The 24,365-nt window shown below is 40.3% G+C and carries 29 protein-coding genes and 1 pseudogene; 14 read left to right on the top strand and 16 right to left on the bottom strand.

Annotation, left to right across the window (positions count from 1 at the left end; all coding sequences use genetic code 11):
- Positions 1-44: 44 nt before the first annotated feature.
- From MmiEs2_RS02590 to MmiEs2_RS02575, 5 genes and pseudogenes are all read right to left on the bottom strand, one after another.
- On the bottom strand, positions 45-2,285 hold the full coding sequence (locus tag MmiEs2_RS02590; protein WP_316559877.1) for a restriction endonuclease: 2,241 nt from the start codon (positions 2,283-2,285) through the stop codon (positions 45-47).
- Positions 2,286-2,327: 42 nt separating this feature from the next.
- Positions 2,328-3,074: pseudogene (locus tag MmiEs2_RS08355) on the bottom strand (DEAD/DEAH box helicase family protein); the annotation flags it as partial.
- A 15-nt stretch (positions 3,075-3,089) separates the two neighbouring features.
- On the bottom strand, positions 3,090-4,952 hold the full coding sequence (locus MmiEs2_RS02585; RefSeq protein WP_316559876.1) for a site-specific DNA-methyltransferase: 1,863 nt from the start codon (positions 4,950-4,952) through the stop codon (positions 3,090-3,092).
- Positions 4,953-5,078: 126 nt separating this feature from the next.
- Complete coding sequence (locus MmiEs2_RS02580; protein ID WP_316559875.1) at positions 5,079-5,828, bottom strand: DUF4391 domain-containing protein; 750 nt, start codon at positions 5,826-5,828, stop codon at positions 5,079-5,081.
- A 45-nt stretch (positions 5,829-5,873) separates the two neighbouring features.
- A complete protein-coding gene (locus MmiEs2_RS02575; RefSeq protein ID WP_316559874.1) occupies positions 5,874-8,912 on the bottom strand; it encodes a helicase-related protein in 3,039 nt (1,012 codons plus the stop codon).
- Between the two features lie 481 nt (positions 8,913-9,393).
- On the opposite strand from MmiEs2_RS02575, the gene MmiEs2_RS02570 reads away from it, so the two are divergent.
- Positions 9,394-9,969 (top strand): hypothetical protein, encoded by a 576-nt coding sequence (locus MmiEs2_RS02570; protein ID WP_316559873.1) that lies wholly within the window; start codon positions 9,394-9,396, stop codon positions 9,967-9,969.
- Positions 9,970-10,002: 33 nt separating this feature from the next.
- Here the strand turns inward: MmiEs2_RS02570 and MmiEs2_RS02565 are convergent, their stop codons facing one another.
- From MmiEs2_RS02565 to MmiEs2_RS02525, 9 genes are all read right to left on the bottom strand, one after another.
- On the bottom strand, positions 10,003-10,518 hold the full coding sequence (locus MmiEs2_RS02565) for a thiamine phosphate synthase (RefSeq protein WP_316560222.1): 516 nt from the start codon (positions 10,516-10,518) through the stop codon (positions 10,003-10,005).
- Between the two features lie 9 nt (positions 10,519-10,527).
- Positions 10,528-10,671, bottom strand: a complete 144-nt coding sequence (locus tag MmiEs2_RS02560; protein WP_316559872.1) for a hypothetical protein — start codon at positions 10,669-10,671, stop codon at positions 10,528-10,530.
- 509 nt (positions 10,672-11,180) lie between these two features.
- Entirely contained in the window at positions 11,181-13,142 is a 1,962-nt protein-coding gene (locus MmiEs2_RS02555) for a threonine--tRNA ligase (RefSeq protein ID WP_316559871.1), read from the bottom strand.
- Positions 13,143-13,347: 205 nt separating this feature from the next.
- Positions 13,348-13,749, bottom strand: coding sequence for a hypothetical protein (locus MmiEs2_RS02550; RefSeq protein WP_316559870.1), 402 nt, complete (start codon positions 13,747-13,749; stop codon positions 13,348-13,350).
- An 11-nt stretch (positions 13,750-13,760) separates the two neighbouring features.
- The gene (locus tag MmiEs2_RS02545) at positions 13,761-14,060 is read right to left on the bottom strand and encodes a hypothetical protein (protein ID WP_316559869.1); all 300 of its coding nucleotides are present in this window, start codon (positions 14,058-14,060) and stop codon (positions 13,761-13,763) included.
- 40 nt (positions 14,061-14,100) lie between these two features.
- Positions 14,101-14,373 (bottom strand): hypothetical protein, encoded by a 273-nt coding sequence (locus MmiEs2_RS02540; RefSeq protein WP_316559868.1) that lies wholly within the window; start codon positions 14,371-14,373, stop codon positions 14,101-14,103.
- 83 nt (positions 14,374-14,456) lie between these two features.
- Positions 14,457-15,080, bottom strand: coding sequence for a hypothetical protein (locus MmiEs2_RS02535; RefSeq protein WP_316559867.1), 624 nt, complete (start codon positions 15,078-15,080; stop codon positions 14,457-14,459).
- A gap of 261 nt (positions 15,081-15,341) precedes the next feature.
- Positions 15,342-17,168, bottom strand: a complete 1,827-nt coding sequence (locus MmiEs2_RS02530) for a phosphoadenosine phosphosulfate reductase domain-containing protein (RefSeq protein ID WP_316559866.1) — start codon at positions 17,166-17,168, stop codon at positions 15,342-15,344.
- 45 nt (positions 17,169-17,213) lie between these two features.
- Positions 17,214-17,573 (bottom strand): TIGR00304 family membrane protein, encoded by a 360-nt coding sequence (locus tag MmiEs2_RS02525; RefSeq protein WP_316559865.1) that lies wholly within the window; start codon positions 17,571-17,573, stop codon positions 17,214-17,216.
- 93 nt (positions 17,574-17,666) lie between these two features.
- Between MmiEs2_RS02525 and MmiEs2_RS02520 the strand changes: the two genes are divergently transcribed.
- Positions 17,667-18,926 (top strand): proteasome-activating nucleotidase, encoded by a 1,260-nt coding sequence (locus MmiEs2_RS02520; RefSeq protein WP_316559864.1) that lies wholly within the window; start codon positions 17,667-17,669, stop codon positions 18,924-18,926.
- Between the two features lie 127 nt (positions 18,927-19,053).
- Here the strand turns inward: MmiEs2_RS02520 and MmiEs2_RS02515 are convergent, their stop codons facing one another.
- Positions 19,054-19,743 carry a TIR domain-containing protein gene (locus MmiEs2_RS02515; RefSeq protein ID WP_316559863.1) on the bottom strand — a complete coding sequence of 230 codons (690 nt, stop codon included), beginning with the start codon at positions 19,741-19,743 and terminating at the stop codon, positions 19,054-19,056.
- Positions 19,744-20,074: 331 nt separating this feature from the next.
- Here MmiEs2_RS02515 and MmiEs2_RS02510 point away from each other — a divergent pair, with 331 nt between their 5' ends.
- Genes MmiEs2_RS02510 through MmiEs2_RS02500 form a run of 3 tightly spaced genes read left to right on the top strand, consistent with a single transcriptional unit; the run spans position 20,075 to position 20,747 of the window.
- Positions 20,075-20,323, top strand: a complete 249-nt coding sequence (locus MmiEs2_RS02510; protein WP_316559862.1) for a hypothetical protein — start codon at positions 20,075-20,077, stop codon at positions 20,321-20,323.
- On the top strand, positions 20,323-20,562 hold the full coding sequence (locus MmiEs2_RS02505) for a hypothetical protein (RefSeq protein ID WP_316559861.1): 240 nt from the start codon (positions 20,323-20,325) through the stop codon (positions 20,560-20,562). Before MmiEs2_RS02510 ends, MmiEs2_RS02505 begins: the two co-directional genes overlap by 1 nt.
- Positions 20,559-20,747 (top strand): hypothetical protein, encoded by a 189-nt coding sequence (locus MmiEs2_RS02500; RefSeq protein ID WP_316559860.1) that lies wholly within the window; start codon positions 20,559-20,561, stop codon positions 20,745-20,747. The genes MmiEs2_RS02505 and MmiEs2_RS02500 overlap by 4 nt, the downstream gene beginning before the upstream one ends.
- 5 nt (positions 20,748-20,752) lie before the next feature.
- Here MmiEs2_RS02500 and MmiEs2_RS02495 read toward each other — a convergent pair whose 3' ends face one another.
- On the bottom strand, positions 20,753-20,884 hold the full coding sequence (locus MmiEs2_RS02495; protein ID WP_316559859.1) for a hypothetical protein: 132 nt from the start codon (positions 20,882-20,884) through the stop codon (positions 20,753-20,755).
- A gap of 85 nt (positions 20,885-20,969) precedes the next feature.
- Here MmiEs2_RS02495 and MmiEs2_RS02490 point away from each other — a divergent pair, with 85 nt between their 5' ends.
- From MmiEs2_RS02490 to MmiEs2_RS02450, 9 genes are all read left to right on the top strand, one after another.
- Entirely contained in the window at positions 20,970-21,116 is a 147-nt protein-coding gene (locus MmiEs2_RS02490; protein ID WP_316559858.1) for a hypothetical protein, read from the top strand.
- Between the two features lie 12 nt (positions 21,117-21,128).
- Positions 21,129-21,344 (top strand): hypothetical protein, encoded by a 216-nt coding sequence (locus MmiEs2_RS02485; RefSeq protein WP_316559857.1) that lies wholly within the window; start codon positions 21,129-21,131, stop codon positions 21,342-21,344.
- Positions 21,345-21,348: 4 nt separating this feature from the next.
- The gene (locus MmiEs2_RS02480; protein ID WP_316559856.1) at positions 21,349-21,699 is read left to right on the top strand and encodes a hypothetical protein; all 351 of its coding nucleotides are present in this window, start codon (positions 21,349-21,351) and stop codon (positions 21,697-21,699) included.
- Between the two features lie 326 nt (positions 21,700-22,025).
- The gene (locus MmiEs2_RS02475) at positions 22,026-22,202 is read left to right on the top strand and encodes a hypothetical protein (RefSeq protein ID WP_316559855.1); all 177 of its coding nucleotides are present in this window, start codon (positions 22,026-22,028) and stop codon (positions 22,200-22,202) included.
- 87 nt (positions 22,203-22,289) lie between these two features.
- On the top strand, positions 22,290-22,625 hold the full coding sequence (locus MmiEs2_RS02470; RefSeq protein ID WP_316559854.1) for a hypothetical protein: 336 nt from the start codon (positions 22,290-22,292) through the stop codon (positions 22,623-22,625).
- Positions 22,616-22,801: a hypothetical protein gene (locus MmiEs2_RS02465; protein ID WP_316559853.1), complete on the top strand. Its 186-nt coding sequence runs from the start codon at positions 22,616-22,618 to the stop codon at positions 22,799-22,801. Before MmiEs2_RS02470 ends, MmiEs2_RS02465 begins: the two co-directional genes overlap by 10 nt.
- Entirely contained in the window at positions 22,794-23,027 is a 234-nt protein-coding gene (locus MmiEs2_RS02460) for a hypothetical protein (protein WP_316559852.1), read from the top strand. The genes MmiEs2_RS02465 and MmiEs2_RS02460 overlap by 8 nt, the downstream gene beginning before the upstream one ends.
- Positions 23,028-23,038: 11 nt before the next feature.
- Entirely contained in the window at positions 23,039-23,551 is a 513-nt protein-coding gene (locus MmiEs2_RS02455; protein ID WP_316559851.1) for a hypothetical protein, read from the top strand.
- Between the two features lies 1 nt (position 23,552).
- The gene (locus MmiEs2_RS02450; RefSeq protein WP_316559850.1) at positions 23,553-24,206 is read left to right on the top strand and encodes a hypothetical protein; all 654 of its coding nucleotides are present in this window, start codon (positions 23,553-23,555) and stop codon (positions 24,204-24,206) included.
- Positions 24,207-24,365: the final 159 nt, after the last annotated feature.

Below are 24,365 nucleotides of genomic sequence, written 5' to 3'. Positions count from 1 at the left end.
GATGAATGAAATATGAATGAAATGCCTTTTGATTAGGCATTTCTTTAAAGGTAATCCGGCCCGCAGTATTTTTCGATAAACTTGTTAAAATCATCAACAGGTTCAAACGTGACATTAACATTCATTTCTGCATTAATAGCTTTAAAATGCTCACGGCCATATCCTATTTTTAATGATTCTGAAGGATTAATCTGGTCCGTATCGATATTTCCTTTTGTTTCCAAAACGAAATACAGTTTTTTTGTTCCACAATCATTGATTAAAACCGCCCAATCTGGATTATAAGCATGAAGCGGCGTATTAATTTTAAACCAACCTGGTAACTTGACATAAAGTTCAACACTTTTATGATTTTCAAGTTTATTAGCAAAGTTTTTTTCAACGGCGCTTTGGTAAATCGTATGATCATATACCGATCGTTCGCTTTTAATCATATTCTGTTCAAGATAACCCGTTAACTCTTCGGTTTCAAACAATTCTTGAGCGTAATATTCATGGTCACCAATTCTTGTGTATTTGATACCATCGACAATCATGCTTTGCATCGTTGATTTAATAATACGGGAAACTTCTTCCATGAACTTTTGAGGATTTCTTTGAAACAAATTCAGCTGATCGCTTTGAATTAAAATTTCGGCAATTGTTTTGCGCGTTAAGTTTGTTGTATTTTGTAAATAGGAAATGATATCGGGAAGGTTTCCGGAAAACTCGGTGATTTCTTCAGTACGCCGGTCAGTTTCCGTTGTTTTAATTCCGCTGCTTTCAATATCATATTTGGATTTGCTGTAAACAATTTTCATCTTGGGAATTGTAAGATTTTTTAAACCTTTACAACATTCTTCAATCAGTTTTTCGCTGTCAAAATTCACGGAATACGTTGTTTTATATTTAATCCGGTCCCATAAATCTTTGAAATCCTCACTTAAATAAACGGCTTTATTTAATTTGATCGTTTCTTTTTTAGCATTATTTTTAATATTCAAGTTTTGGCTTGCTTTTAGACAACGATTCTCAATTTCCGGGCGATAATCTTCAAATTCAGACGGCAAGTCTAAAGAATTTTTATCCAGAGCTTCTTTTAATTCGGATTGAATTTTTCCCTTTGAATCAATGTATTTTTTGTCAATCATGAATTGATACAATGTTTCAGATTTTCCCTGCCCGAGAACCATGTCTTCCGTAATCGACTCACCCATGTAAGAGGCGCGTTCTTCTCTGCCGACATTTTCCAATATAATATCGGCAAAAATATGCGGTTCGATAAATCCGAATCGGATACCGCTGTCTTCTTCATACTCTTTCTGAAGTTTTTCGGCAAACTCTTCATAACTTTCGTTTGCCATAACGGTTAAAGTATTGATTTCAAAACCGAATTGGCGTTCGCCGTTTTGATTAACGCATAACCGAAGACCGCGGCCGATTTCCTGTCTCTTTTTAAGATCTTTTTCAGTTTTATTTAAGGTACAAATTTGGAAAACATTTGGATTATCCCACCCTTCACGAAGTGTGGAATGTGAAAAGATAAATCTGAGTTTTGAATCAAAAGAAAGCAAGGTTTCCTTGTCTTTCATAATTAAATTGTATGCGTCCTCATCTGCTACTGTAGACCCTGATGTATCTTTAATGATCTTTTCGCCTTGCTTATCTTTTTTCGCTTTATCTACTGAAAAATACCCGTTATGAACGCTTTTGACATCGTCATCCAGCCATCTTAATTCTTTATATTTTGGAAGCCGAATCAGATCCAGATAATTCTTTTCAAACAAATCCGCATAGATTCCGTTTTGACGATTACCTTCTTCATCATATATACGATAATTTGAAACGCGATCAATAAAGAAAAGAGAAAGGACTTTGATTCCTCTTTTATTCAAAATAACTTCTTTATCTAAATGTTCTTCAATTGTTTTCCTTATTTGAAGTTCTTTTAAAGCAAGCGTATCGGCATCACCGATGACCTGCCCGACTTCAATAATATCGGATTTTCCGGTAAAACTGATATAACCGAGATCGCCACAATAGATTTCACGAATCATATATCCTTCATAAACACCACGATTCCCTGATTTTTCAAAAAGGTCATCTCCTTGTTTTACCGTAATCGTTTTACGCGTAACAATGCCTTTTGATTTAACATCAATTTCAACTTTGGCTTTTATCGGCGATTTTTTATTATCAACGCTGATTAATCGAATGTAAGCCGTATTATGCTGATCTGACGTTTCCAGTCCGGCCACTTCAATTTGTTTGACTAATTTTTCATTGTAACTGTCAACCGCATCCAATTTGTAAACCATATGATGTTTTTCAACATGTGTTGCCGAGTATCTTAAAATACACATCGGATTCAAAGATTTAATCGCTTCTTTTGATTTTGTCGTTGTGTCTACGGATTGAGGCTCATCGATGATGACAATCGGATTTGTTTCTTGAATGATTTCAATCGGTTTAAAGCCGTCCAACTTTTCATTCACCCTATGAATCAAATTGGATTTACTTTCTTTTTCAGGCTCATCAAAACTTTTTCGGAAAGCATCGATGTTAATAATCATAATTGAAATATTATCATTGGCAGCATAACTTCGAACTTGATCCAGTTTACTGCTGTCGTAAATAAAATAATCATAAATCGTATTATCGTAAAGAGATTTGAAATGTTCTTTTGTAATTTCAAAAGATTTGTAAACACCTTCTTTAATTGCGATATTCGGAACAACGACAATGAATTTGGAAAAACCGTATTTTTTATTTAATTCCAAAATAGACCGAATATAAACATAAGTCTTCCCGGTCCCCGTTTCCATTTCAACCGTAAAATTCATCGGCTTTTCCAAAGATTGTGATTGCGACAAACGATTTACTAACTGAACATGTTTCAGATTTTTCAAAATGTCTTCTTCATCCAATTCCAAACGATTGCCGATACCAAAACCAAGTTCACCCAGACGAGACTGTTTTTCGTAATAAGGAATGGTAAAGAAAGTTTGTTTCGGCAACTGCCCTTTAAACAAATCAACCACCGATGAAACGGCCTGATGTTGATATTCCAAATCGGCATCAAATTGAAGTTTCATTTAAATCCCCTTCATTTAAATTGTTGTAAAACTTTCTTCCGCCAATCCGGCCGTTTTCAAATTCTCGCGAACATTTGTCTTCACGCTGTCCGTTGCAAATCCGTTATCCTTAAAAACAACTTTCCACACTTCCGGTTGAAGTTTTTGATGCAATTCAATCATACCTTTTGAAACATCTTCCGTAATATCGTCATCAACGCAAATCATAAGAGCCCCGAATCCGGCAGAATAAACTTTCTTGCTGTTAAAATCGTATTCCTCAACGGGAACTGTCAGTTCCAATCCCATTTTCAAAATAATTTCATAAACGACATCTTGTTCAGTTCTGCCTTCAACATAATTGTCAACAAAATCCGAAAGCGACATTTTTAAATTCTCTGTATCAGGCTGCCACTTTCTAATGTTGGAACTGTCTAATTTGAAAACTTTAAAACCGATATCTAAATCGTCTTTACCTGTTTCAGTTTTAATTTTCTCACCCGCGCGGCGAATACGCTCTTTGCCGATTTCGCAAATGTTTTTGTATCCTGCTTTATGAATATTGGAGTCTGCCAGAATCGGTTCTGGAAGTTGAATCATAATATATTTGCGATTGCCACCGTCTTCTGCGTTGAGTTGCATTACTGCATGCGCAGTTGTTGCTGAACCGGAGAAAAAATCAAGAATAATATCTTTTTTATTAGTTGAAAATTTTATTAAATTATAAATAAAAAGACTAGGTTTAGGGTAACTGAAATAAGGAACATCGAAAAGCCTTGAAAGTTCTGTTGTTGCATTTTGATTCATATAATTATTTTCAATTGCAAATAAACTATTTACTGGATTTGTCATTGAAGAAGAATCTTTTTTATAGCGTTTGAAAATAAAACCTCTTTCATTTTCAGAATAATTTTTTTTAAAGGATATTTTTCCGGATTGAATATAAGTTTGAAGAGTTTCTTTTGAAAAAGCCCAATATCTACCATTTGGAGGGTAATCAGGTTTACCTGTGTAAGGATTTATAATTTCAAAATATGTAGATTTACCACCGCTTTTTGCACTGGGATCACCAGTACACCAATCACCGTTAGGATCATTATCTGGATTCGAATAATTACTGAAGTCTTTTTCTTCACCTTTTAGAATAAGATGATTAACATTTTTCGCATAAAGTAATAAATTTTCATGTTGAAGATTAAAACCAATACCACTATCACCCGTCATTGATTTAGTTTTCCGAATAATTTCGCCGGCAAAATTCTGGAAACCAAATACTTCGTCACATATTTTTCGGAGATTGGCAACCTCATTATCGTCAATACTAATAAAAATAATCCCATCTTCCGACAACAAATTCCGTGCTAATCGCAATCGTGGATACATCATATTTAACCAATCTGTATGAAAACGACCACTTGTTTCGGGATTAGAAAAAATAGATTTTCCATCGTTATCAATTTGACCTGTTATTTTTTCATAATTTCCAATAGTATCTGAAAAATTATCCTTATAAACAAAATCATTACCGGTATTGTAAGGCGGATCAATGTAAATCATTTTCACTTTGCCATAGTAACTTTTCTGCAACAGTTTTAAAACTTCAAGATTATCGCCTTCAATATACAAATTATCGGTTGTGTCCCAATTTTTGCTTTCTTCAACACAAGGTCTCAAAGTTGCCGAAGAGGGAGTTTGTGCTAAACGGAGCGCTTTTCCTTTGCCGTTCCAGGTGAAATTGTAACGCTCTTTGTCATCGTCAACATAGTCGCCTAAAACTTGTTTTAATTTGTCAAAATCAATTTTGCCTTCTTCAAAAACGTCGGGGAAAAGAGTTTTGAGAGCGGCAATGTTTTCTTCGGCAATGTCAGGCGTTAAACCGGTCAGCTTTGTTTCTGTCATAATTAAACCCTTTAAAAATTGAATGTTGAAATTAATATTAAATAAATCTTAAAAATGATAAATGAAAACGATTGGAAATTGATAAGTGATTATAATAAAATAATAAAATCAAACAATAATATAAATTCAATCCGTGGAAGTCAAATATTGTTCTTTCTCTTCTTTAAGTTTATGAATGCGAATATTCAAATTGATTTGTTCGGCGGCTGATGTTCCACTGTTTTTGATTTTGGACTTGAGAGATTCAATTTCATCATCGATTGATTGGATCTTGTTTAAAACATCGCGGGCGGATTCGGAATTGTTGAATAAAGCAGGATTTATTTTTTTCTGTGCTGCGTTGTGTAAATGAATTCGATTGATGTAATCGGAATACAAAGAATACAAATCTTTTTTATTTAGATTTTCAAGAGAGAGATGATTTAAAAAATCCGAATCCAGAGAAAACCACTCTGTCAAAACAATTTCTTCTAAAACATTTTTGGAATCGTCACTTAAATTTGTTCTTTGATGAGCAGCAGCCAATTGAATCATTTCGCCGTTGTTGAAAAACAAAAGAACGGGATAAAGAATGACTTTCATAAGCATTTCAGCAATTTTCTTGGTATTTTCGGAAGAATAAATATAAAGTTCAATCACAAGGAGTTCGGAATATTCTCTTTCATCATCTTGATATGGTTTTATGTAAACTGTGTTTTCTCTGAGACTGAAATGACAAAAAACCTTTTTGACATCTTTATTGAAGACTTTCCGTTCTGTTGTGGTTTTAAGTTCCTGTTTAACCAATTCTTTTGTAATTAAACTTTCATCTTTTGAAATATTGCACCGCGGAGGGTAGTCTAAAATTTTCAGATAATCCGAAGAATAAGTAACCAACAAATCACCAAATAATTGTTTAAAAATCCATTACATGTTCCTAAATTATTTAATCACCAAGAAACTCACCAATTCAAAATCTTCCGTTCCGCCGGAAGAACTGTTATGAAAAGCAGTTCCGCCTTTTGAAAAAATACTGGCTGCGCCGATTTCACGTTTCTTGCCGATTAAATGATGAATTGTATCCGCCAGCAGCTCTGAATAATGGTCCATTTTAAAACCGTCATTCGTTTCAGCGTTAAAAGCGTCAACCAACTCTTTTAAAACGGATTTTTGCCCCGAACATAATTTTTTGTAAATATCTAAAATCTTTTTCCCGTGCTGGAATGAAAGTTTAACTTCTCCGTTATTTGTAATGTAAACCATATAATAAGGGAAAAGTGAATTTTGACTTTTTGTCTGTTCCGCCCCGCGAATCTGGCGAAGCGTAAAAAGGACGCCCGGCTCAACCTCTTCTAAATCCTCATCCGTACGCGTAATCGCATACATTCCGGTCGGCGCTTTTTCAAGAGTTCCCGGACTTTCTTTTAAGAAATTCGCCAAATCGCGTTTAAAGTCATTAAAAGTCAAATCCGTAATCGAAATGCCGCCGGAAATATCTTCCAAATCAATAACTTCCTCTTTCAAACGTTCCAACTGTTTACGGCGATATTCCAAATCTTTCATTTCCTTTTCTTCAAGCATCACATTATCTTCGCCGGTGGCTGAAATATCTGCCATAACCATTCGCCCTTCAACCCGGCGTTTCAAATTAATGTAATCATCCAAACTCTCCATCGGCCAGAAATTCACCAGCTGAATACTTTCATTCGGCGATCCGATTCTGTCAATACGCCCGAATCTTTGAATAATCCGAACCGGATTCCAATGAATATCATAATTAATCAAATAATCGCAATCCTGTAAATTTTGACCCTCAGAAATGCAATCCGTCGCGATTAAAATGTCAATTTCCCGATCCATATCCAGAAACATGACATACCCGTCTTTCGAACGCGGTGAAAAAAGAGTTAAAACCGTACTGAATGTTTGGTTTTGTTTCTCGTTTTTAGTTGCTTCCCTTTTAGTTTCGCGGGTGCTTTTAGGCAACGGCAAATTTGTTTTGTTTTGCCCCGAACCCGTAACAATTGCCGAATGGTAACCGCCCGCTTTTAATTCATCAGCCAAATTCTTATACAAATATTCAGCCGTATCAACAAAAGCCGTGAAAATGAGAATCTTCCTATTCCCGTTATTTCCAGGAATCGGATTTTCAATTTTCTTATAAATCATTTCCCTCAAATCAATCAACTTTTGATCTTTATCGGGCGTTACTTTTCGCGCTTCTTCCAAAATATCGGAAAGATAAGACCGATCAGATTCCAAATCCTGGCGCCATTTAATCAAATCAATATCTTTTAAAGAAACCTTAACCTTACCGCCAACCATAATATCATCCGAGAAATCAGAATCATCCAAATCCGGATCAAAAAACTCGCTGCTGTCAAGATCCGTTTCTGAAAGACCGCCGTAAGAAAAATCGGATTCATTCTTATCAATTGCTTCCAACGTCCGATCGATTTTATACAAAATTTTTCCGACCGTAATTGAAAAAGAATGAATCGAACTTTCCATTCTTTTTAAAAGATTAACCCGCATCAAGCCAATCAAATTCTTCTCACGATCCACCTGTTTAAAAACAGAACGGCCTGACCCTGAATTCAAAACCGTGTCATATTTTTCTTCGTACTTGTGAATTTTATCTTTACGCAAATAACTCAAAGGTGAATAAATACAAAGAGTCAAACGTTTGATGTTTTTATTAACATCCCCGATCGGCGGGAAATTACCCGAAGCATCAATTTCAGAACAATGATTTTTCGGCGGCAATCTTTTAGGGAAACGACCGATTTCATCCATGCTGTAATATTTTTGAATATGCCGTCTGGATCTTGCAATTGTAATAATATCTAAAAGTTTGAAATAATCAATATCCATCATTTCAACAAATCTTTCCGATGTCCGCTCATCATCAGGCAAAGCCGACCATTTATTGAAAATCTTTTGAGCATTATTCAAAACCAAATCCAATTTCGGAAGACCCACGAATTCAAAGGCATCATTTCTGCCTTCCGTAATAAAAGAGATTTGATTTTTAATATCATTCATCCGATTATTAACAGGCGTTGCCGAAAGCATCAAAACTTTTGTTTTAACACCCGCTCTAATGACGTCATTCATCAACCTCTCATATCTTGTGACACGATCTTTTGCCGGTTCATTATTCCTGAAATTGTGACTTTCATCAATAACGACAAGATCATAATTAGACCAGTGAATTGTTGATAGGTTGATGTCCCCGGAAAAACCGCCTGTACGAGATAAATCTGTGTGGTTTAAAACATCATAATTAAACCGATCACCTGAAAAAATATTCAGAATGTCATTTTGCGTGTAAATCGTCCAATTTTCCCTCAATTTCTTAGGACAAAGAACCAAAACCCGATCATTCCTTAATTCATAATACTTAATGACTGCCAAAGCCGTAAATGTTTTACCCAATCCGACACTGTCAGCAATAATGCAGCCGTTATATTTTTCAATTTTCTCAATTGCTCCGATTGCCCCATCTTTTTGAAATTTATACAATTTATTCCAAATAGATGTTTCTTTAAAGCCTGTTTGAGTTTTGACAGTATTTTCTTCCGTCAACTCGTCCAAATAATCATAAAAAATATTATAAAGCGTGACGAAATAGATGAATTCTGGTGTGTTTTCTTTATAGAGGACCAACAACTGTTCTAAAATTTCCTCTTTTATATCTTTAATAATTGATTCATCTTCCCAAAGCGAATTAAACATTTCTAAATAAATCTGAGTAAACTCTGAACCGTAAACACAAGTATTTGAATCGATCCGTTCAGAAGGTGTAATACCGAGACCATCGGTTGTAAAATCAACAGAACCGTTAATAGAAGTATGGTCATCACCATTATCAATATAGATCAATCGGGATTGAGCAGGATTTGGACGGCGAAGAGTTTTGATTTCTGCTTTTCTTTCAAACCAGGCCGCACATTCTTTTGAAATAGCTGCTTGTTTCATTTCATTGCGGAGCTTAATTTCATATTCATTTCCGAAAATATGATTATTTTGTTTTTGGTTGATGAAATATTCCCGTGATTCTTTATCAGTTTTTAAAAAAACAGGGTCTGTAAAAAGAAAACGAACGGAGTCAATTTTATCTAACTCATTTTTAAGTTCTGCATAAGCATAAATTGTAAAATAAGCCGAAATAACAGAAAGTTTAGATTCTTTCGTCAAATTTAAAACGAGTTCATCAACAACTTTGCCGTTCAATTTGTTATCCAGCAATTTGGGAGTTTTAATCATAATTGTCCTTCAAAATCTCGAGTAAGAATTATGGATTAAATAGAATATAGAGAATAAAAAGCTTATTACAAAATAGGTATGAAAACCATGCACAAATTCAATTTTATTGTAGAAAGTTATGTTAATCCTCTTCATTCCATCTTTTTAAATACCCTCAACTCCTATAAATCTCCCCAAATAAAAGGTGACAAAAATGCCCGACCACAAACTCATATCCGAAATCAATACAACTTTCACAACAAGCATTCTCAAATACCACGACGAAGACCTCGACATCTGTCTCGCCCTAAAAATCCCCGAAAACCATGAATTCATAAAATTCTACGACGAAGCCGGAAACGAAACCGATGACGAAAAAAATGCCGTCGTAAAAGAATACCAATCCGAAAACATAACCGTCACCCGTAATTTAAAAACAAAAGACATTCAAATCAAAGCAATACCTGAACCCTATGACAACGACCTTTTCAGAAAATTATTCATTGTCAAAAGCTATTACGGTAACCCTTACGAATTGTCCGAGGTCAAATTTATTGAAAATTACAATATTTCAGGATCTTCCGACATTCTTAAAAAGTTCTTTGAAAACGAGGTTCTTGTCTACGAATACATCCAAAAGAGATACAGATATCTTCCGAATGATGTGAAAGAACTTGCTTTTGAAATCAATGACGGAAAACTTGAAATTAAAATCAAAACCAAAAATCAGAACTCATTGACCGAATTAATTGACCTGCTTTTAGAAAATAAGATTATTTTGCAGCATTAAGCTGCAAATACGATTTTTTTGGCAGGTTTAAAATTAGCGAGAGTGAATTTTATCCAGTAATTCGTCAGCTGTTTCTTCTGCATCATCACTTTCCATAATCGCCGACATAACGGCAAACCCGCCAATTTTCAAACCGGCCAGCAAAGGCAAAGTTTCTAAATTAATTCCGCCGACTGCAATAATCGGAATGGAAACCGCTTTTTGAATTTCTTTGAAAATTTCAAAAACTTCAACAGCTTCCTGCTTCGTTCCGGTTTGAAAAGCAGCAACGCTCAAATAATCCGCGCCGTCCTTTTCAGCTAAAACCGCTTCTTCAACAGATCCGACGGAAACCCCGAGAATCTTATCTTTCCCGAGAAAGTGCCTGCAAACAGAAGCCGGCAAATCATTCTGTCCGACATGCAAACCGTCGGCATCAACCGCCAGCGCAATGTCAAGTCGGTCATTAATCAAAAAAGGAACTTTTCTGCCGATTATGCTCCGCATTTCTTTCAAAAGTGCGGAAACCTCAAGCGCCATTTCATAAAATTCAAGAGAAGGCGTATCTATTTCCCGAAGCTAAACAATCGTCACGCCGCCGAAAACAGCCTGCTGGACTTTGTACAAAAATCGGTCCGGCGGAAAAAACCTGTCGGTCACGAGATAAAGCGAATAATCGGGCTTTCGTTTATTGACCAAATATTGTGCCGGTTCTTCCGTCATTTTTCGCCGCCGTTTGAATAGAAATTAAAAATATTTAAAAAAGAATTTCGAATTGTTTTAATAATGAAATTATGACCATCTTCATAAACTTTCTCATTTTTCAAAAATTATCGGTTGATTGAGTTGAAAGCGCGCCTATGTTATTCGACAGGGAAACTTTTCAAAGAAAAAATCCGTTATAAAATACAAATTTCCCGTTGATAATTTCATTTAACTGCACCTTTGAAAATTTTGAAAATGAATGAGTTATGTTTTTTAAAACTTAAACCGGCAATTTATTTGAGGTCCGCCGCCGGTGAGCGGAGGTACATTTAGCATCAATAATGATTGAATCATTACTGAAAACGGAAATATCGCGAATTGTATTCCGTTATTTCTAAAAAAGAACCATGTCTATAAATATCTTTTTTAATATTTTTAAAAAAGATTTATTCCGATAAAATAAAAAAAAGAAAAGAGCACACCGCCCTTTTCCCCCTAAAACAAAACAATTTAAGAAACGAATTCAATCAAACAAACTTCGCTCTCTTCGACATATATTTCGGCAGCGCCAAACCTCTGTAAGGCATGCCGGCAATTTCTTTTTCGACTCTGTCGTTGAGTTCTTCAACCGTCATTTCCTGCTGGAACGGTTTGTTCGGCTGAGATTCGGCGCGAATCGTCACGGTCAACTTGCCGGTTTCAGCTTCTTTGTCGCCGATAACAACCGTGTACGGAATCCATTCGGTTCCGGCTTCTCTCACTTTTTTGCCGAGTGTGAGTTCGCGGTCATCGTAATCCACTCTGCATTTGAGTTCGGAGACGATTTTTTCAGCCGCTTCGGCGTGCTTTTCAGAGACCGGAATCACGCGAACCTGAGTTGGTGACAGCCAAACAGGAAGCGTCGCGATTTGTCCTTTCGCGCTGTTCATCGCGGCTTTTTCAAGGAGGCCGTAAATGCAGCGTTCGATGGCGCCGCTCGGCGAGCAGTGAAGGACAGTCGGGCGTTTGATTTCGCCGTCGGAATCCGTGTACGTAATGTCATAGCGTTCCGCGTTTTCAACATCTATCTGAACGGTTGAAAGCGCGCTCGCCTTGTCGGATGAGTCGACAAAGTTGAATTCGAATTTCAAAACGAAATAGAAGAAACGGGTGTCCCACATTTCAACAAGAACCGGCTTGTTGACTTTTTGAACCATCTTTTCGATAAGCTCTTTGTTTTCTTCATAGAAATCCTTGGTAAAGCGAATTGCGATTTCAAAGTCGTCAAGCTCGATTCCGATATTGTCCAAAACGTCAATACAGAATTCATACTGCTCAAAGAATTGCTCCTTCGCTTCATCCATGCCGCGGCAAAGCGTATGCATGTCCGGCATCGTAAACGCGCGGAGGCGGCGGAGGCCGACAAGTTCGCCGCGCTGTTCTTTTCTGAAACTGTAGCGCGTGAGTTCAATCATTTTAAGCGGCATGTTTCTGTAAGAAATCGTCATGTCGTGATTCATCAAAAATTGGCCGAAACAGGCGGCGAATCTGAGGAACATGTGACGCTTGTCGGATTCGATGGAATATTGTCTTGCCGGGAACCGGTCCAGATACTTTTTCAAAGTCGGGTGGTTCATATCATACATAATCGGCGTTTCAACTTCCATCGCGCCGAAATCCGAAACGCTTCTTTCGACGACATAATTTTCAAGAAGCGATTTCATGAGACGGCCTTTCGGATAATATCTCATATTTCCGGAATCGGATCCGGGTTCGTAATCCGCAAGCTCAAGCTTTTTCATGAGTTCAACGTGCGGCGGCGGCGCGCTGACCGCTCTGTTTTTAGAAACTTCATAGTTGATGAATTTGCCGAGTTTTTCACGGCCGGTCAAATCAAAATCAGAAACGTCGTGCATTGCGCCGGACGGGTCCATAATTTTAAAATAAGATTTCGCAACGCTTTCCGCTTTCAAAGCTTCGGAAACAACGTCGCTGTCTTCGGAAAGTTTAACACTTGCGCCGCAAGCGTTTCCTTTCAAAGCCGCAACGCTTCCGCCGGCCGGCTGACCTGCGCCGTCCGCCGTCTCATCCACGCAAATGTGCTTGGAAAGTTCCGAGAGGGGGTGGCCTTTGCAGCTGATTTGGAAAGCCTTGTACCAGCCAAACGGCGCGCGTTTCACGGTGAGACCGTCTGCTGCAAGCGCCGCTTCAATTCCTTTTAAAACGGAAACACCGACATCCGGCGCGGAAAGGCTTGAGCTGAGATGCGCATACGGGTAAACCATCACTTTATCGGTTTTGACCTGCTCCAATGTGTTTTTAATCTGAGCGACGGCGGCAGCCACCGTGCCGTCAGGGTTTGCTTCATCGCATTTTTCGACCGCGATGAATGCTGTCAGCGCCTCTTCGAGGCGACCGGCTTTCATATCATCGCTGATTTCCTCAGCGATTTTCGTTTTCTTTTTGGTTTCATACTCGATGTAATCCGAGTGAATGAGAAGCATTTGCATAAAATTTTACACCTGAAATTTTGAATTTTTCAAATAATCTAACAGTCTTAGAGATGGGAATTGAATGCGGTTCAATTATTTAAATATTAATGAAACAAAAAAGAAGCGTAAAAGGTTTTTTCTTTGAAAAAACCCGGGTCAGGATTTGACGAATTGACTCTAAAATTTGTGCGGCTCACACGCGCAAACGGTCGCAGAAGCCGATTCAGTAAATTTTATGATTCATGCGCTCATTCTTTTTTTCTTCTTTGAGCGCTTCAGCTTTTGATTTCGTTTCTTCTTTCGGCGGTTCCTTTTGTTTTCTCAAAAAATAAATCGCGTAAGTCAAAGCCGCGATGATTGTCGGAATGCTCCATAAAACAAAGTTTCCGGCAAACGAAATCAAAATGTTGACGACTGCCGAATCGTTTTGAAGATAAACAACCGTGTATATTGTCAAGCCGAGCGCCGCTAAAAATGAAAAGGCGAGCGCCGCGTAAAGCAATTTTTTCGCGTCGTTTTTTCGGTTTCGGGCGCAAAGAAAAATCTGCCGGGCGACGATAAAAATAAACCAAAGAAGAAACAGATAACTGAAAACGCTCAGAATCAAGTCTCCTTCAAATGCCATTTACTTCCTCCTTATCTCTTTTTTCCGAAATAAAGCGAGTAAATCGCGGCTAACATAATCGTTATGACATTCAGGCGAATGAAATAAGAAATCGCCGTAATCACGCGGCCGCCGTCAGGGAAATCCATGAAAAAGAACGCGTAAGCGGCGGCGATGATTGAAAGAACGAACGGGACGGCTAAAAGCTGAAGCCCCAATTTCGCTTTTCCTTTTTTTCCGAAATAAAGCTGAATCGCAATTAAAACCAATGCAAGCGCGAGCAAAAGGATCGTTTGATCCATTCCGAGTTCCAGTCCTTCAATTAAAGCCATTTATAAACCCCCATTTATAATCTTAACAATTCTTCAATTTTTACATTCTTCGACCGTGGTATAAAACATAAATTCCCGCCAAAATCACGGTCGGAATATTCATCATAATAAAAACCTGAACCGCGGAATAAAGCATGCTGATTAAATTCGGCGGCGCCGTGTAAAAATGCATTCCGATAACGGCCAGGATTGACACGACAAAAGACGCGGCCGGCAAAATTAAGCCGACGCGTCTGTTTTCACGCCGGCAAAGATAAACCTGAAGCGTGGCGATTGCGACTATGATGATGATAAGCGCGACTGTTTTGTACATATTTCAACCTTTATTTTTCCAAATATTCGAATTTAGAAAAATACTCAAAAGTAGTATTAAAATTCATCCGATACGAAATCGGATTATTTTTTCTTTCCGCTCGGCAAATAAACAGCATCTTTTGCCGCCAATTTCTTATTGGCGTTTGGAGAGATTTGTTTCGCGCCGCCCGCCGGAAGCTGCTTTGCGCCGCTGCCTGCCACCTGCTTGGTGCTGCTGCCTGCGACCTGTTTCGGCCCGCCTGCCGGAAGCTGTTTCGCGCTGCTGCCTGCAACGCGCTTCGTTGCATCGCCTGCCACCTGCCTCGGCCCGCCTGCCGGAAGCTGTTTCGCGCTGCTGCCTGCAACGCGCTTCGTTGCGTCGCCTGCGACCTGTTTCGCGCCGTTTGCCTGCACCTGCCGGACACCGTTTGCCGCGACCGTCTTTTGCGGTGTTTTTCCTGCCGGAAGCTGTTTGGATCCGCTTGCGATTTGCGGTCTCGGCGCTCCCGAGAGCGCCGGTCTTCTTGAGTTCATCGTCAGAACCGGACCTTCTTTTTTCGGCGGAACCCTCGGCGCAGCCTGAGGTTTATTGACTTTGTCGATTTCAATCGTTTTGAATTGGAAACCGGCGCCGTCACGAGATTCTGTAATTTTGGTGATGTAGAAAAGTTCCATCTTTTCAAAAAGACAAACTTCCATTCTGTCACCGTGTTCAAACGGCGTCATTAAGTCGCGAACAACGATTGTGAAAGTTTGAAAAGGCTATCCGCTGAATATGATATCGGAAAAGACGCGGCCGTCTTTTTTAACTAAATTAATTTTAATGTCTCCCGTCCTGAAATTAATCATATCCAAAGCCTCCGTTTTTGATGAATGTATGAGGAAAGAATGAAGATTATGATATTTATAATGTTTTCATTCTAACCTATTATATTGATGAATTATCATTTATTCAAACAATGTTCATTCTCATAATTCATATTTGAATCAAAGTTCATCGGATTCACGACGAAGATCAATTTTCAACTCGTCCGCCAGCTTAATCATTTTCGGCGGCAGCTGTTCCCAGCGCCAGAATCCGTGACGAATATATTCTTCCGACACTTCCTCTTTCTTCGCCCAGCCGGCCAAATATGTTTCCCAGCGTTCGGCGAGTTCCGGATGAATTTCCCTCATGCGTTCATATTCCGCCTGGAACGCCGCCGGACACATCCAGCAGCCGATGCGTTCCATTCCTTTGTCGTAAAGCACGTTGTACGGCAGTTTTCGCCAGTGGATGTAAAGCCAAACTTCAATCGCGCGCCAGTCCCGAATCGGGAAAATATTGAGCTGCCCTTCCACATTCGGATTGGTGTCCATCGTCGGAATCCGGGATCGCATAAACGATTCCTGTCGGCGTTTGCCGTCAAGCGACAAATGCGGAACGCCGTCGGCGAGTCTGTTGCTTGAATTGAGTTTGCAGACTTTGCAGCACCAGCGCGAATCTTTCGTCGGGTGATCTTGAACTTTCAACGTTTTCCAGAAATCATCGCCGGCACTCATTTCTTTAAACGGAATGTTTCGGCTTTCACAATGCGTTTTTGCAAACTCAACCGTTTCAGGATAATCGATTCCGGTATTCAAAAACACGGCTGTAAATGGTCGGTGAACCAGCGCCGAGGCCGCCAAATCCAAAACGACAAGACTGTCTTTGCCGCCGCTGAAAGAAACAAAAACCGGCTTATCTTTATTATCTTTTAAATTCACGGCGCCCTTAATCGTATTCATCGCGTCCTTGCCGAGCGCTTTGATATAATTAACATTCGCAGCGACAACGTCTTCCATCGACGGCTTTTTATCGGAGAGCAAAAAGAGCGCGGAATCGTCTGACGTAATGTTTTTCACCTTCAAAATCTGTGCCGCTTTAATTTCCGCGTCAGACTTTGTCGACATTACCGCCGCCTCGCTTTCATTTTCCTTTTTGACGCGATAAAATTCTTCGCTGTCCGCGTGCGCGATTCCGTATCCGGTTAAATTGCCGCTGACAATCAGAACCGGTTCACCCTTTTTAATTCCGGCCGGATATTCTTCAACCAAATCGTAAGTGACATTTTTGCCGTTCAAATGCGTTTTCACTTTGCCGATTTTAACGACGCGGCCGGCCGATGCGAAACTAAACGGCTCATTAAAGAACAATTTCGATCCTTCAAGCGTCGGCTCAAAAACGAAATCCAAAATTTTCAAATCAAACCGAAGCGTTCCGACAACGCGGCCGTCCGCGATGATTTCCATCGTCTGATCGTCGCCCGGAATTTTATTCAGCAAAAGAACGTGGTCTTTGAGCGGATTGCAGGAAAACAGATTCAGCATATGCTTTTCAATTAATTCGTAATCATACCCTTGCGCGAAACGAACATCCGCCGGTTGTGAAAGCGTAATTTTGTCGCCGGTTGACCCGCAAACGCCGCAAATTTCTCCGATCAGCGGCACATTGCATTCGCGGCACCAATAAATGAAATCATTGTCATAATGAACGCGATTGGAACCGCCTTTTTTAAAATCCGTTTTTCGGGATTCGGAGAGTTTTCCAAGCTCTTTTGCGCTGTAGCCGTCGCTGTAACGCTTTTGTTTGCCGTCTCCGCTGCGGTTGCCGCCGCCCCGGCTGCTGCCGCTATTGCCTGCGCTGCTGCTGTTGCCTGCACCGCTGTTACCTGCACTGCTTCCCCTTGCATTTTTTTGAACGTCTCTTCCGGCTTTGAGCCCTTTTTGCTCCCCTCTGCCTTTGACGCGGTAATTGTCCTTTGAATTTTTTTGAGTCGGCGGTCTTTTTGCCATAATTTCACCCATATTTGAATTTATGATTGGAACGCATTTCTGCTATTAAAGGCGAACTCTTTGAGACAGGAAAAACCAAAGAATCAAAATAATCAAAAAGAAAACAAGAGCGTATTTGAAAATCCCTTTATCAAACCCGATTTTACCGTTTCCGAAGACAATCGGAATCGGGCCGACCAAAATCATGCCGCCGGTTTTCGTATGTGTTGTGCCATCCGAATCAGCATCTTCAAAATCATAATCCAACCCTGCGTCGCCGGGATTATTTTCGTGACAGAAATCTTTGGACATTTGTTTTCTCGCGTACCAATTCAAGCCGATTGTCAGCAAAATTGAAAGGACGATTGAAATGAGGATTGAATAAATCAGCCCCGGTCCGAAAAAATATATGTTTACATCAGCCATTGCTCTCACGCTTTATGTTTTAATGCGCCGGTTTCATTTATTTCTTTTGTTGAGAGAAAATATTAATAGAGCTAAAACCGTCAAGGATACACTATGTCAGAAAACGATTTTGAATATGTGCAAAATTCGGATTCGGTTGAAAATTTAATCGAAACCGGGCAGCCGTCATTGGAAGATGAACTGCAAAAAAAAATCAGGCTGCTGACGGAAGAAGTCTCGGCCGCTCAGATTGAAAACGGGGAATTGAAAGCGAATGTTTTGAAAATGACGCAAATCATTGAGGACCACCGCTGGGAAATCCGCCGCTTGAAAGGCCAAATCGAAGATTTAACGAAAACGCCGTTTTTCATCGCGACCGTCATGGAAATTTTCGACGATGAGATTCTCATTAAACTTCACGGCAACAATCAGGAAATTTTAACGCACACGGCACCGGACTTTGAAGACCGTTTAGAGCCCGGAATGCGTGTTGCCGTCAACGGCGCCGCTTACATTATTATGGATATTCTCAGCCAATCCACGGATGTTCGCGCTCAGGTGATGGAATTGATTCAGTCGCCTGATGTCAGCTACGATCAAGTCGGCGGTCTCGGCGACGTGATTCAGGAAGTCATTGAAACGGTTGAACTGCCGCTCACGCAGCCGGAATTGTTTGAAAAAATCGGAATCGAGCCACCTTCGGGCGTTCTTCTCTACGGAAGCCCGGGAACCGGCAAAACATTAATTGCAAAAGCGGTTGCAACGCAAGCAAACGCGACATTTATCCGAATGTCCGGCTCCGACCTTGTTCAGAAATTTGTCGGCGAAGGCGCGCGTTTGGTCAAAGATATTTTCGCGATGGCGCGTTCAAAAGCACCCGCGATTCTTTTCATTGACGAGATTGATGCTGTCGGCGGCACGCGAACTTTTGACGGCACCAGCGGATCGGCCGAAGTGAACCGAACGATGCTTCAGCTGCTCGCGGAAATGGACGGTTTTGACGGACGCGGCGATGTCAAGATCATGGCGGCAACCAACAGAAAAGACCTGCTCGACCCCGCGCTTCTCCGTCCCGGCCGTTTTGACCGCGCAATTGAAGTGCCGATGCCCGAAGAGGCAGCACGCCTTGAAATTCTTCAGATTCACACAAGTAAAATGAATTTGGCGCCGGATGTTGATTTGGCAAAACTTGCAAAAGAAACCGCAGGATTCAGCGGCGCCGATTTAAATGCGGTCGCCAGAGAAGCCGGCATTTTCGTCTTAAGAAGACGCGGCAATACGATCACCGCGGATGATTTGAAAAACGCCGTTAAAAAGGTTAAAAAAGACGAAGAAGAAAACCGCTTGAATGCGCCGAATGATATGTTTGCTTAATAAGCAAACATTCTTTTTTCATTTATTTTTATTAGTTATTAAAAACGTCATTGGCTCTTCATTTTTTCATCAAAACGTGTTGCTTGCGCGCGCGGACTGCCGCGCAAAAACCGTATGCCCTACAAGTTCAAGACAAATCTTTTGAATAATTCGCCCAATCGTAATATAAAAAGAAACTCGCAATTCCGCCTTTGTTCGTCACTTTAAGCGCGCTTGTCCATTCTTCTTTGCTGATTTTTCCGCATTCCGCCCAAAAATCAACTTTTCTTTGGCGCTCTTCTTCAATCCATTTTTCCAAATTTTCAGCGCCGTTGTCTTTGACATAATCATAAACTTTGACGAAGTCAATTTTTGCTTTCATATCTTTAGATGAAATCCGGCGCTTGAGTTTTCCCGGAAGAACAACAGCGCCGTGGTTCAATGTTGTCGCGCCGTCTTTGTGTTCGAAATAAAAAAGGTCGAGCGGATTTTTCCCGAGAATTTCTCTGCCTGTTTTGACAACGTCTTCGGCGTTGTTGAGATAAACGGCGAGAAAGGCGTTTTCGCGGCGGAAACTTTCATCAATCATTTGAAGGCAGAAAGCGTTTTCAAAAGTATGTTTGCCGATAAAAACGACTGTGATATCGGTTTCATTCAACAGCGAACGAATTTCATCGGGATCAACCGATTCTTTTTCAGCGATTTTTAAAAAAGAATTAAGGGAATCAAAAGAACCGAAAGAAACAAAATCAGAATCAAACCAATTCAAATTCGCTGCAATATCTCCGACTCTTTCCGAATCTTTAAAATCAAAACAAATCGACGCTTTTTGAGGCATTTGAATCATCTCCGATACAGTTTGAACTGTGAGATGAAGAGATTTTGAGAATGAAAAAATGGTGCTCCGATCGGGATTTGAACCCGACCATCGCACTTATCCATTTCAAAACCTCGACTAAAAAACATACTCGGGAAACGCAGGAAGCTAACACAAAAGCATAACATTTCCTTTTCTGTTCTTTATAAGAGTTCACGGCTCTCAGAGCGGTTTTAAATGTAATTTGAAATTGGTTTTAGGCTATATAAAGATATCCTTTTATACTTTAACTTAAAATCATTCATTAACAACGGGTCACGCCGTTGATTATTCACAACAGGAAATTGACACAATGAACACAAAACCAACTAGCGCAAGCTATACACGAACCATTTTAACAGAAGATTTCGAACTCGTTTATTTCAGAGAACTCTATGAAATGGCGAAATCGAACGCGGAAACGCACAAAAAAGACCGTGAATATCACGCAAAAAAAGAACGTGAAGAATCCGAAGCCGCATTTTATTGGGAACAAGCCGCGTCGGCAATCATGTTCGCAGTCCCCGAAGTCATCGACATTTTGAAAACGGAGGAAGAATAATGCCTCTTTTTGAAACACTCCGCGAAATCCAAGAGATCGTCAAACTCCAAAAAACTTTAACCGCTCCGGCAATCGCAAGTCTTTTCGAAATCAAAGACCAAGAACGTCTCGAACGCATCATGAAACTCGCTGCGGAAACGTCGACCGTCGTCGGCATGTCAACAAACCGACAAACGAACACGCCTTATCTGTTTTACAAAACGCGAATGCACTCGCATCAAGGGGAGTGCCTCGAATGACCGTTTTCACGACATTCATCAACTGCAAAGACGAAAACTGCGACTTTATGCGCGAATGCGGTTGCAGTGTCCCTTATTTGATTTTTATCAACGTCGAAAGCGGTAAACTCATTTTCGACTGCCCAAGACAGACAGCAGTCACACCAACAGTCGAACAATCACGCAGAGTGGAATCTACAAATTGAGGAAATTATGCCGGCGCCCGAACGGCGCGGTACCGCCGCGGATCATCAGCTGTTCCACGCGGATCACCGCGGTCCGCGGCGCCGGCGGTAAGAACAAAAATTGAGGAAATTATGCCGGCGCCCGGACGACGCTGCACCGCCGATCACCCGGCGGACCGCGCGGATCATCGCGGCGCCGGCAAGAACAAAAATTGAGGAATTTAAAGAACAGGAGAAATGAAAATGGCAGGATTCTTGTTAAGACTTACAGATGTCAAATGTTGCAGCTGCGGAGAAAATGAAATTGTGCTTGATGCAAACAACATGAGGATGGAATGCAAATGTGGGGAAAAATGGAAAATTATTCCCGAAAATAAGAATGAAAAATGAGGAGTTTACAGCATGGCAGACATTGAAAAATGCGAAGTGAGGGAATGCCCTTTCAGAAACGAAAGAGACGAATGCACACAAGAACATCACGCAGTAATTTACATTGAATACATACCCGATGAAAAACGATATGATGCGGTTGTTTTTTGTGAAATGAATTTTTATGAAGACGAAAAAACAAGAAATGAGCGAAGAAAAGAGATTTTAGATGAAATCGGAGGTGCCTGAATAAATGGCAACAAAACCACTCGAAAGACCTGTCACAGACATTCAGAAAGACATCGACGACATCTTATCGACTCAAAAACGTTCAAGTCGGATTTTCTCACCTCTCGAACAGAGATCAGTTAAAATCACCCGGATTTTAGCTGAAAAAAAATCCATGACGATGTCAGAAATTCAGTCCGAAGCCGAATACCAATATCGTTCCGGTGCTGTCAAGCTCGCAGAACGACTCTGTCAAGACTTTCCTCACAAATACGAAATCATTAAGGGCAAAGGCAACAATACGACAATTCTAAAATTGACAGACGACTATCAACGAACAACACCGCAACCAAAAATTAGTTACGTCCGTGACTGAAAAACGCCGAAGACTCTCAGAGTCTTTCCACTGGAGATTTGAAGACTCTCAGAGTCTACAAGTCTCCTAAAAACGGTTTAACCCCCATTTTTACCTTATTAAAAAAAATTCTCATTAAAAATACTGCCGACTTCTTGCTGTTCCACTGGAACGACTCTCAGAGTCTCTTTTCCCGAATCAAAATGTATGAGAAATTATTTGCAGGTTTTAGTCTGCTGCTTCATAACGATTCCTTTTCTTGAATGCGGCATCATTAAATACGCAATTAGCCGCTTGCGTTTTTTTAATAAAAAAAACAAGGTTACACCTCTCTCGCGTATATTAGTATGCAGTTACCGTATAAAAAGGTTACACCTCTCTCGCACAATTTTCCGCCGCCTGCGGCGGCTGATGTCGTTTTCGTGCTTACGCACGAATACAACGGTTTTTACTCGCTTCGCTCGTCGGGATTGGTTGAGGGGAGTCCGTTGCCGTTTACGGTAACTCAACTTTACTTGATTTAAAAAATGTTATAAATGATTAAACAAAAATTAAACAATTGTTATTATTTTTTAAATAATAACAAACCGACTTAACAAGAGGTTAAACCAATGACAGACGAACCGAAAAAGAAACGCTTTGTGTGTGACCTTTGCGAAAAAGAGTTCGCCTCGAAGCAACGCCTCAATTACCATTATGAACAAAAGGTATGCGGAGACCCGAACGAAATGCCCGAACCACCCGAACCAAAACCAACACCAAACGACACACCAAAAGAAGACGACTTTGAACAAAAAGCAACAGCGCACTTGAAAAAGCTCGGCTTATACAAAGAACAAAAAGAAGACCTTGACCCGACTGTCTACAAGTGCGGCAGCTGCGGACACAAACAAGAAACGAAATACAAACACTGCCCAAGCTGCGGAGATGTTAACGAATGGGACTGATTGACAAACTGCTCGGCAAAGAGCCGGAAACGACGGAACAAATGATTGACAGAGCGTTCAACCTCTTAAAACCGAAAATGGATAAAATGACCGAAGACGAACTCGACAAAGCCACCGACTACCTTTTCGAAAAAATCGCCGAATACGGCGCAGATAGAGGTTTTTGTAATGACTGAACCAATCACACCCGAACAGCTCGCCGAATACAACGAACTGAGACAGGAACACGGCGCAAAAGTCTCAAAAATGGATTATTTGAACGGCAGCATCAGAGAAGACGAAGAATCCGTCAAAATCATTCAAACCCGAATCAAAGCGCAGAAAGCGGAACTCAAAAAACTCGAAAAAGAAGTCCCGGCACTCGGCGAAAAACTGAAAACATTCAAAATGAACAGCTGGTAAGGTGAAAAACAATGTCAGAATCATTTACCCTTGACTCATTCTCTGAATCCATAACAGATGAAGCCGCAAAAGGTCTCGCTGACGAAATTATCCCGAAAATTTACGAACTCGTCCCAAAATCGACAGTGGACAGAGTGAATAAACTCATTGACAAATTCGTCGAAGATCCCGAAGGCACATCAAAAGCGGTTGAGAGAATGCTGCACGCAAAACACACAACCCCAAACACGTTGACGCAAGAACCCCATTTCGCAAAACCCGAAAACCTCCAAAGAAACTTTAATCAAAACGGCAACGGCGTAAATGGTTCTGACACCACCGACCAACAATCACAAAACCCGATCCAAAAAACCGACGATGAAAAATTCAACACCATCTTTGACGGCATCGTCGAAGAACTTGAAGAAGCGCAATCAATCCTCGGAGACCTCACAATCGCTGACCTACTCACAATGATGAAAGAGAAACCCGAAGAATCAAAACAATTCATCAGACCGTATTTTGACGTTATCCGGAGCTATTAAAATGGGCACAGGCGAATTTATCAACAAAACTCTTTACGTCGGTCTTCAAGGATCCGGCAAATCTTACGCAATCAAAAAAGTGCACATGGAACGCGACCCGGACACATTCACGATTGATCCTTTAAACGAACACCCCGAATCAAGGTTCAGATACATTCCAAAACACACAGATTTTGACGGCATAAACAAAGAGGTCGAACTTGCAATAAACAACATCATTATTCCAAACTGCAACGTCCTCGAATCCAAAAAACGATACAAAGAAGCTTTAAACACCGTCATTTTCGATGAAGCCGATCTCTACTTCAAAAGCGGTCAAAAAATCTCTCCGATCGCTCAGTCATTTTTCGTCAAATGCAGACACTATATGCTCTCAAACGTCGTCAGCGCAAGCAGACGACTCATGGACATAAACTACTACGTCAGGAACACCGCCGACTTCATTGTCGCTTTCAAACAGTCCGGCGCCGACGACCTCAGCATTCTCAACAAAATGGCAAAAGGCGCAGACAAAGTCATGGAATCCGAAATCGAATACGGCAAACGAAACTTCATTCTGTTTGACCGCTCTCGGAACTTCGTCGTCATGGACGATTACAACGAACTCACCAAAGCCGGCCCGGCAGAGGACTGGGCAACTTTAACAAAAAAATAACCAAAAATCAACAAAAATACACAATTGTTAAACAAAATTTAACAATTGTTAAACAACCTTAACAAATTGTTAAGGAAAACGCCCAACCGATAACATTTTAACCCCAAGTTATTTTAAAAAACGATATAACAAATGTTAAACATCTGTTGAACTGATGCC

The sequence above is a fragment of the Methanimicrococcus stummii genome (assembly GCF_032594435.1).
GTDB classification, from domain to species: Archaea; Halobacteriota; Methanosarcinia; order Methanosarcinales; family Methanosarcinaceae; genus Methanimicrococcus; species Methanimicrococcus stummii.
This window is presented reverse-complemented; position numbering and strand designations above follow the sequence as displayed.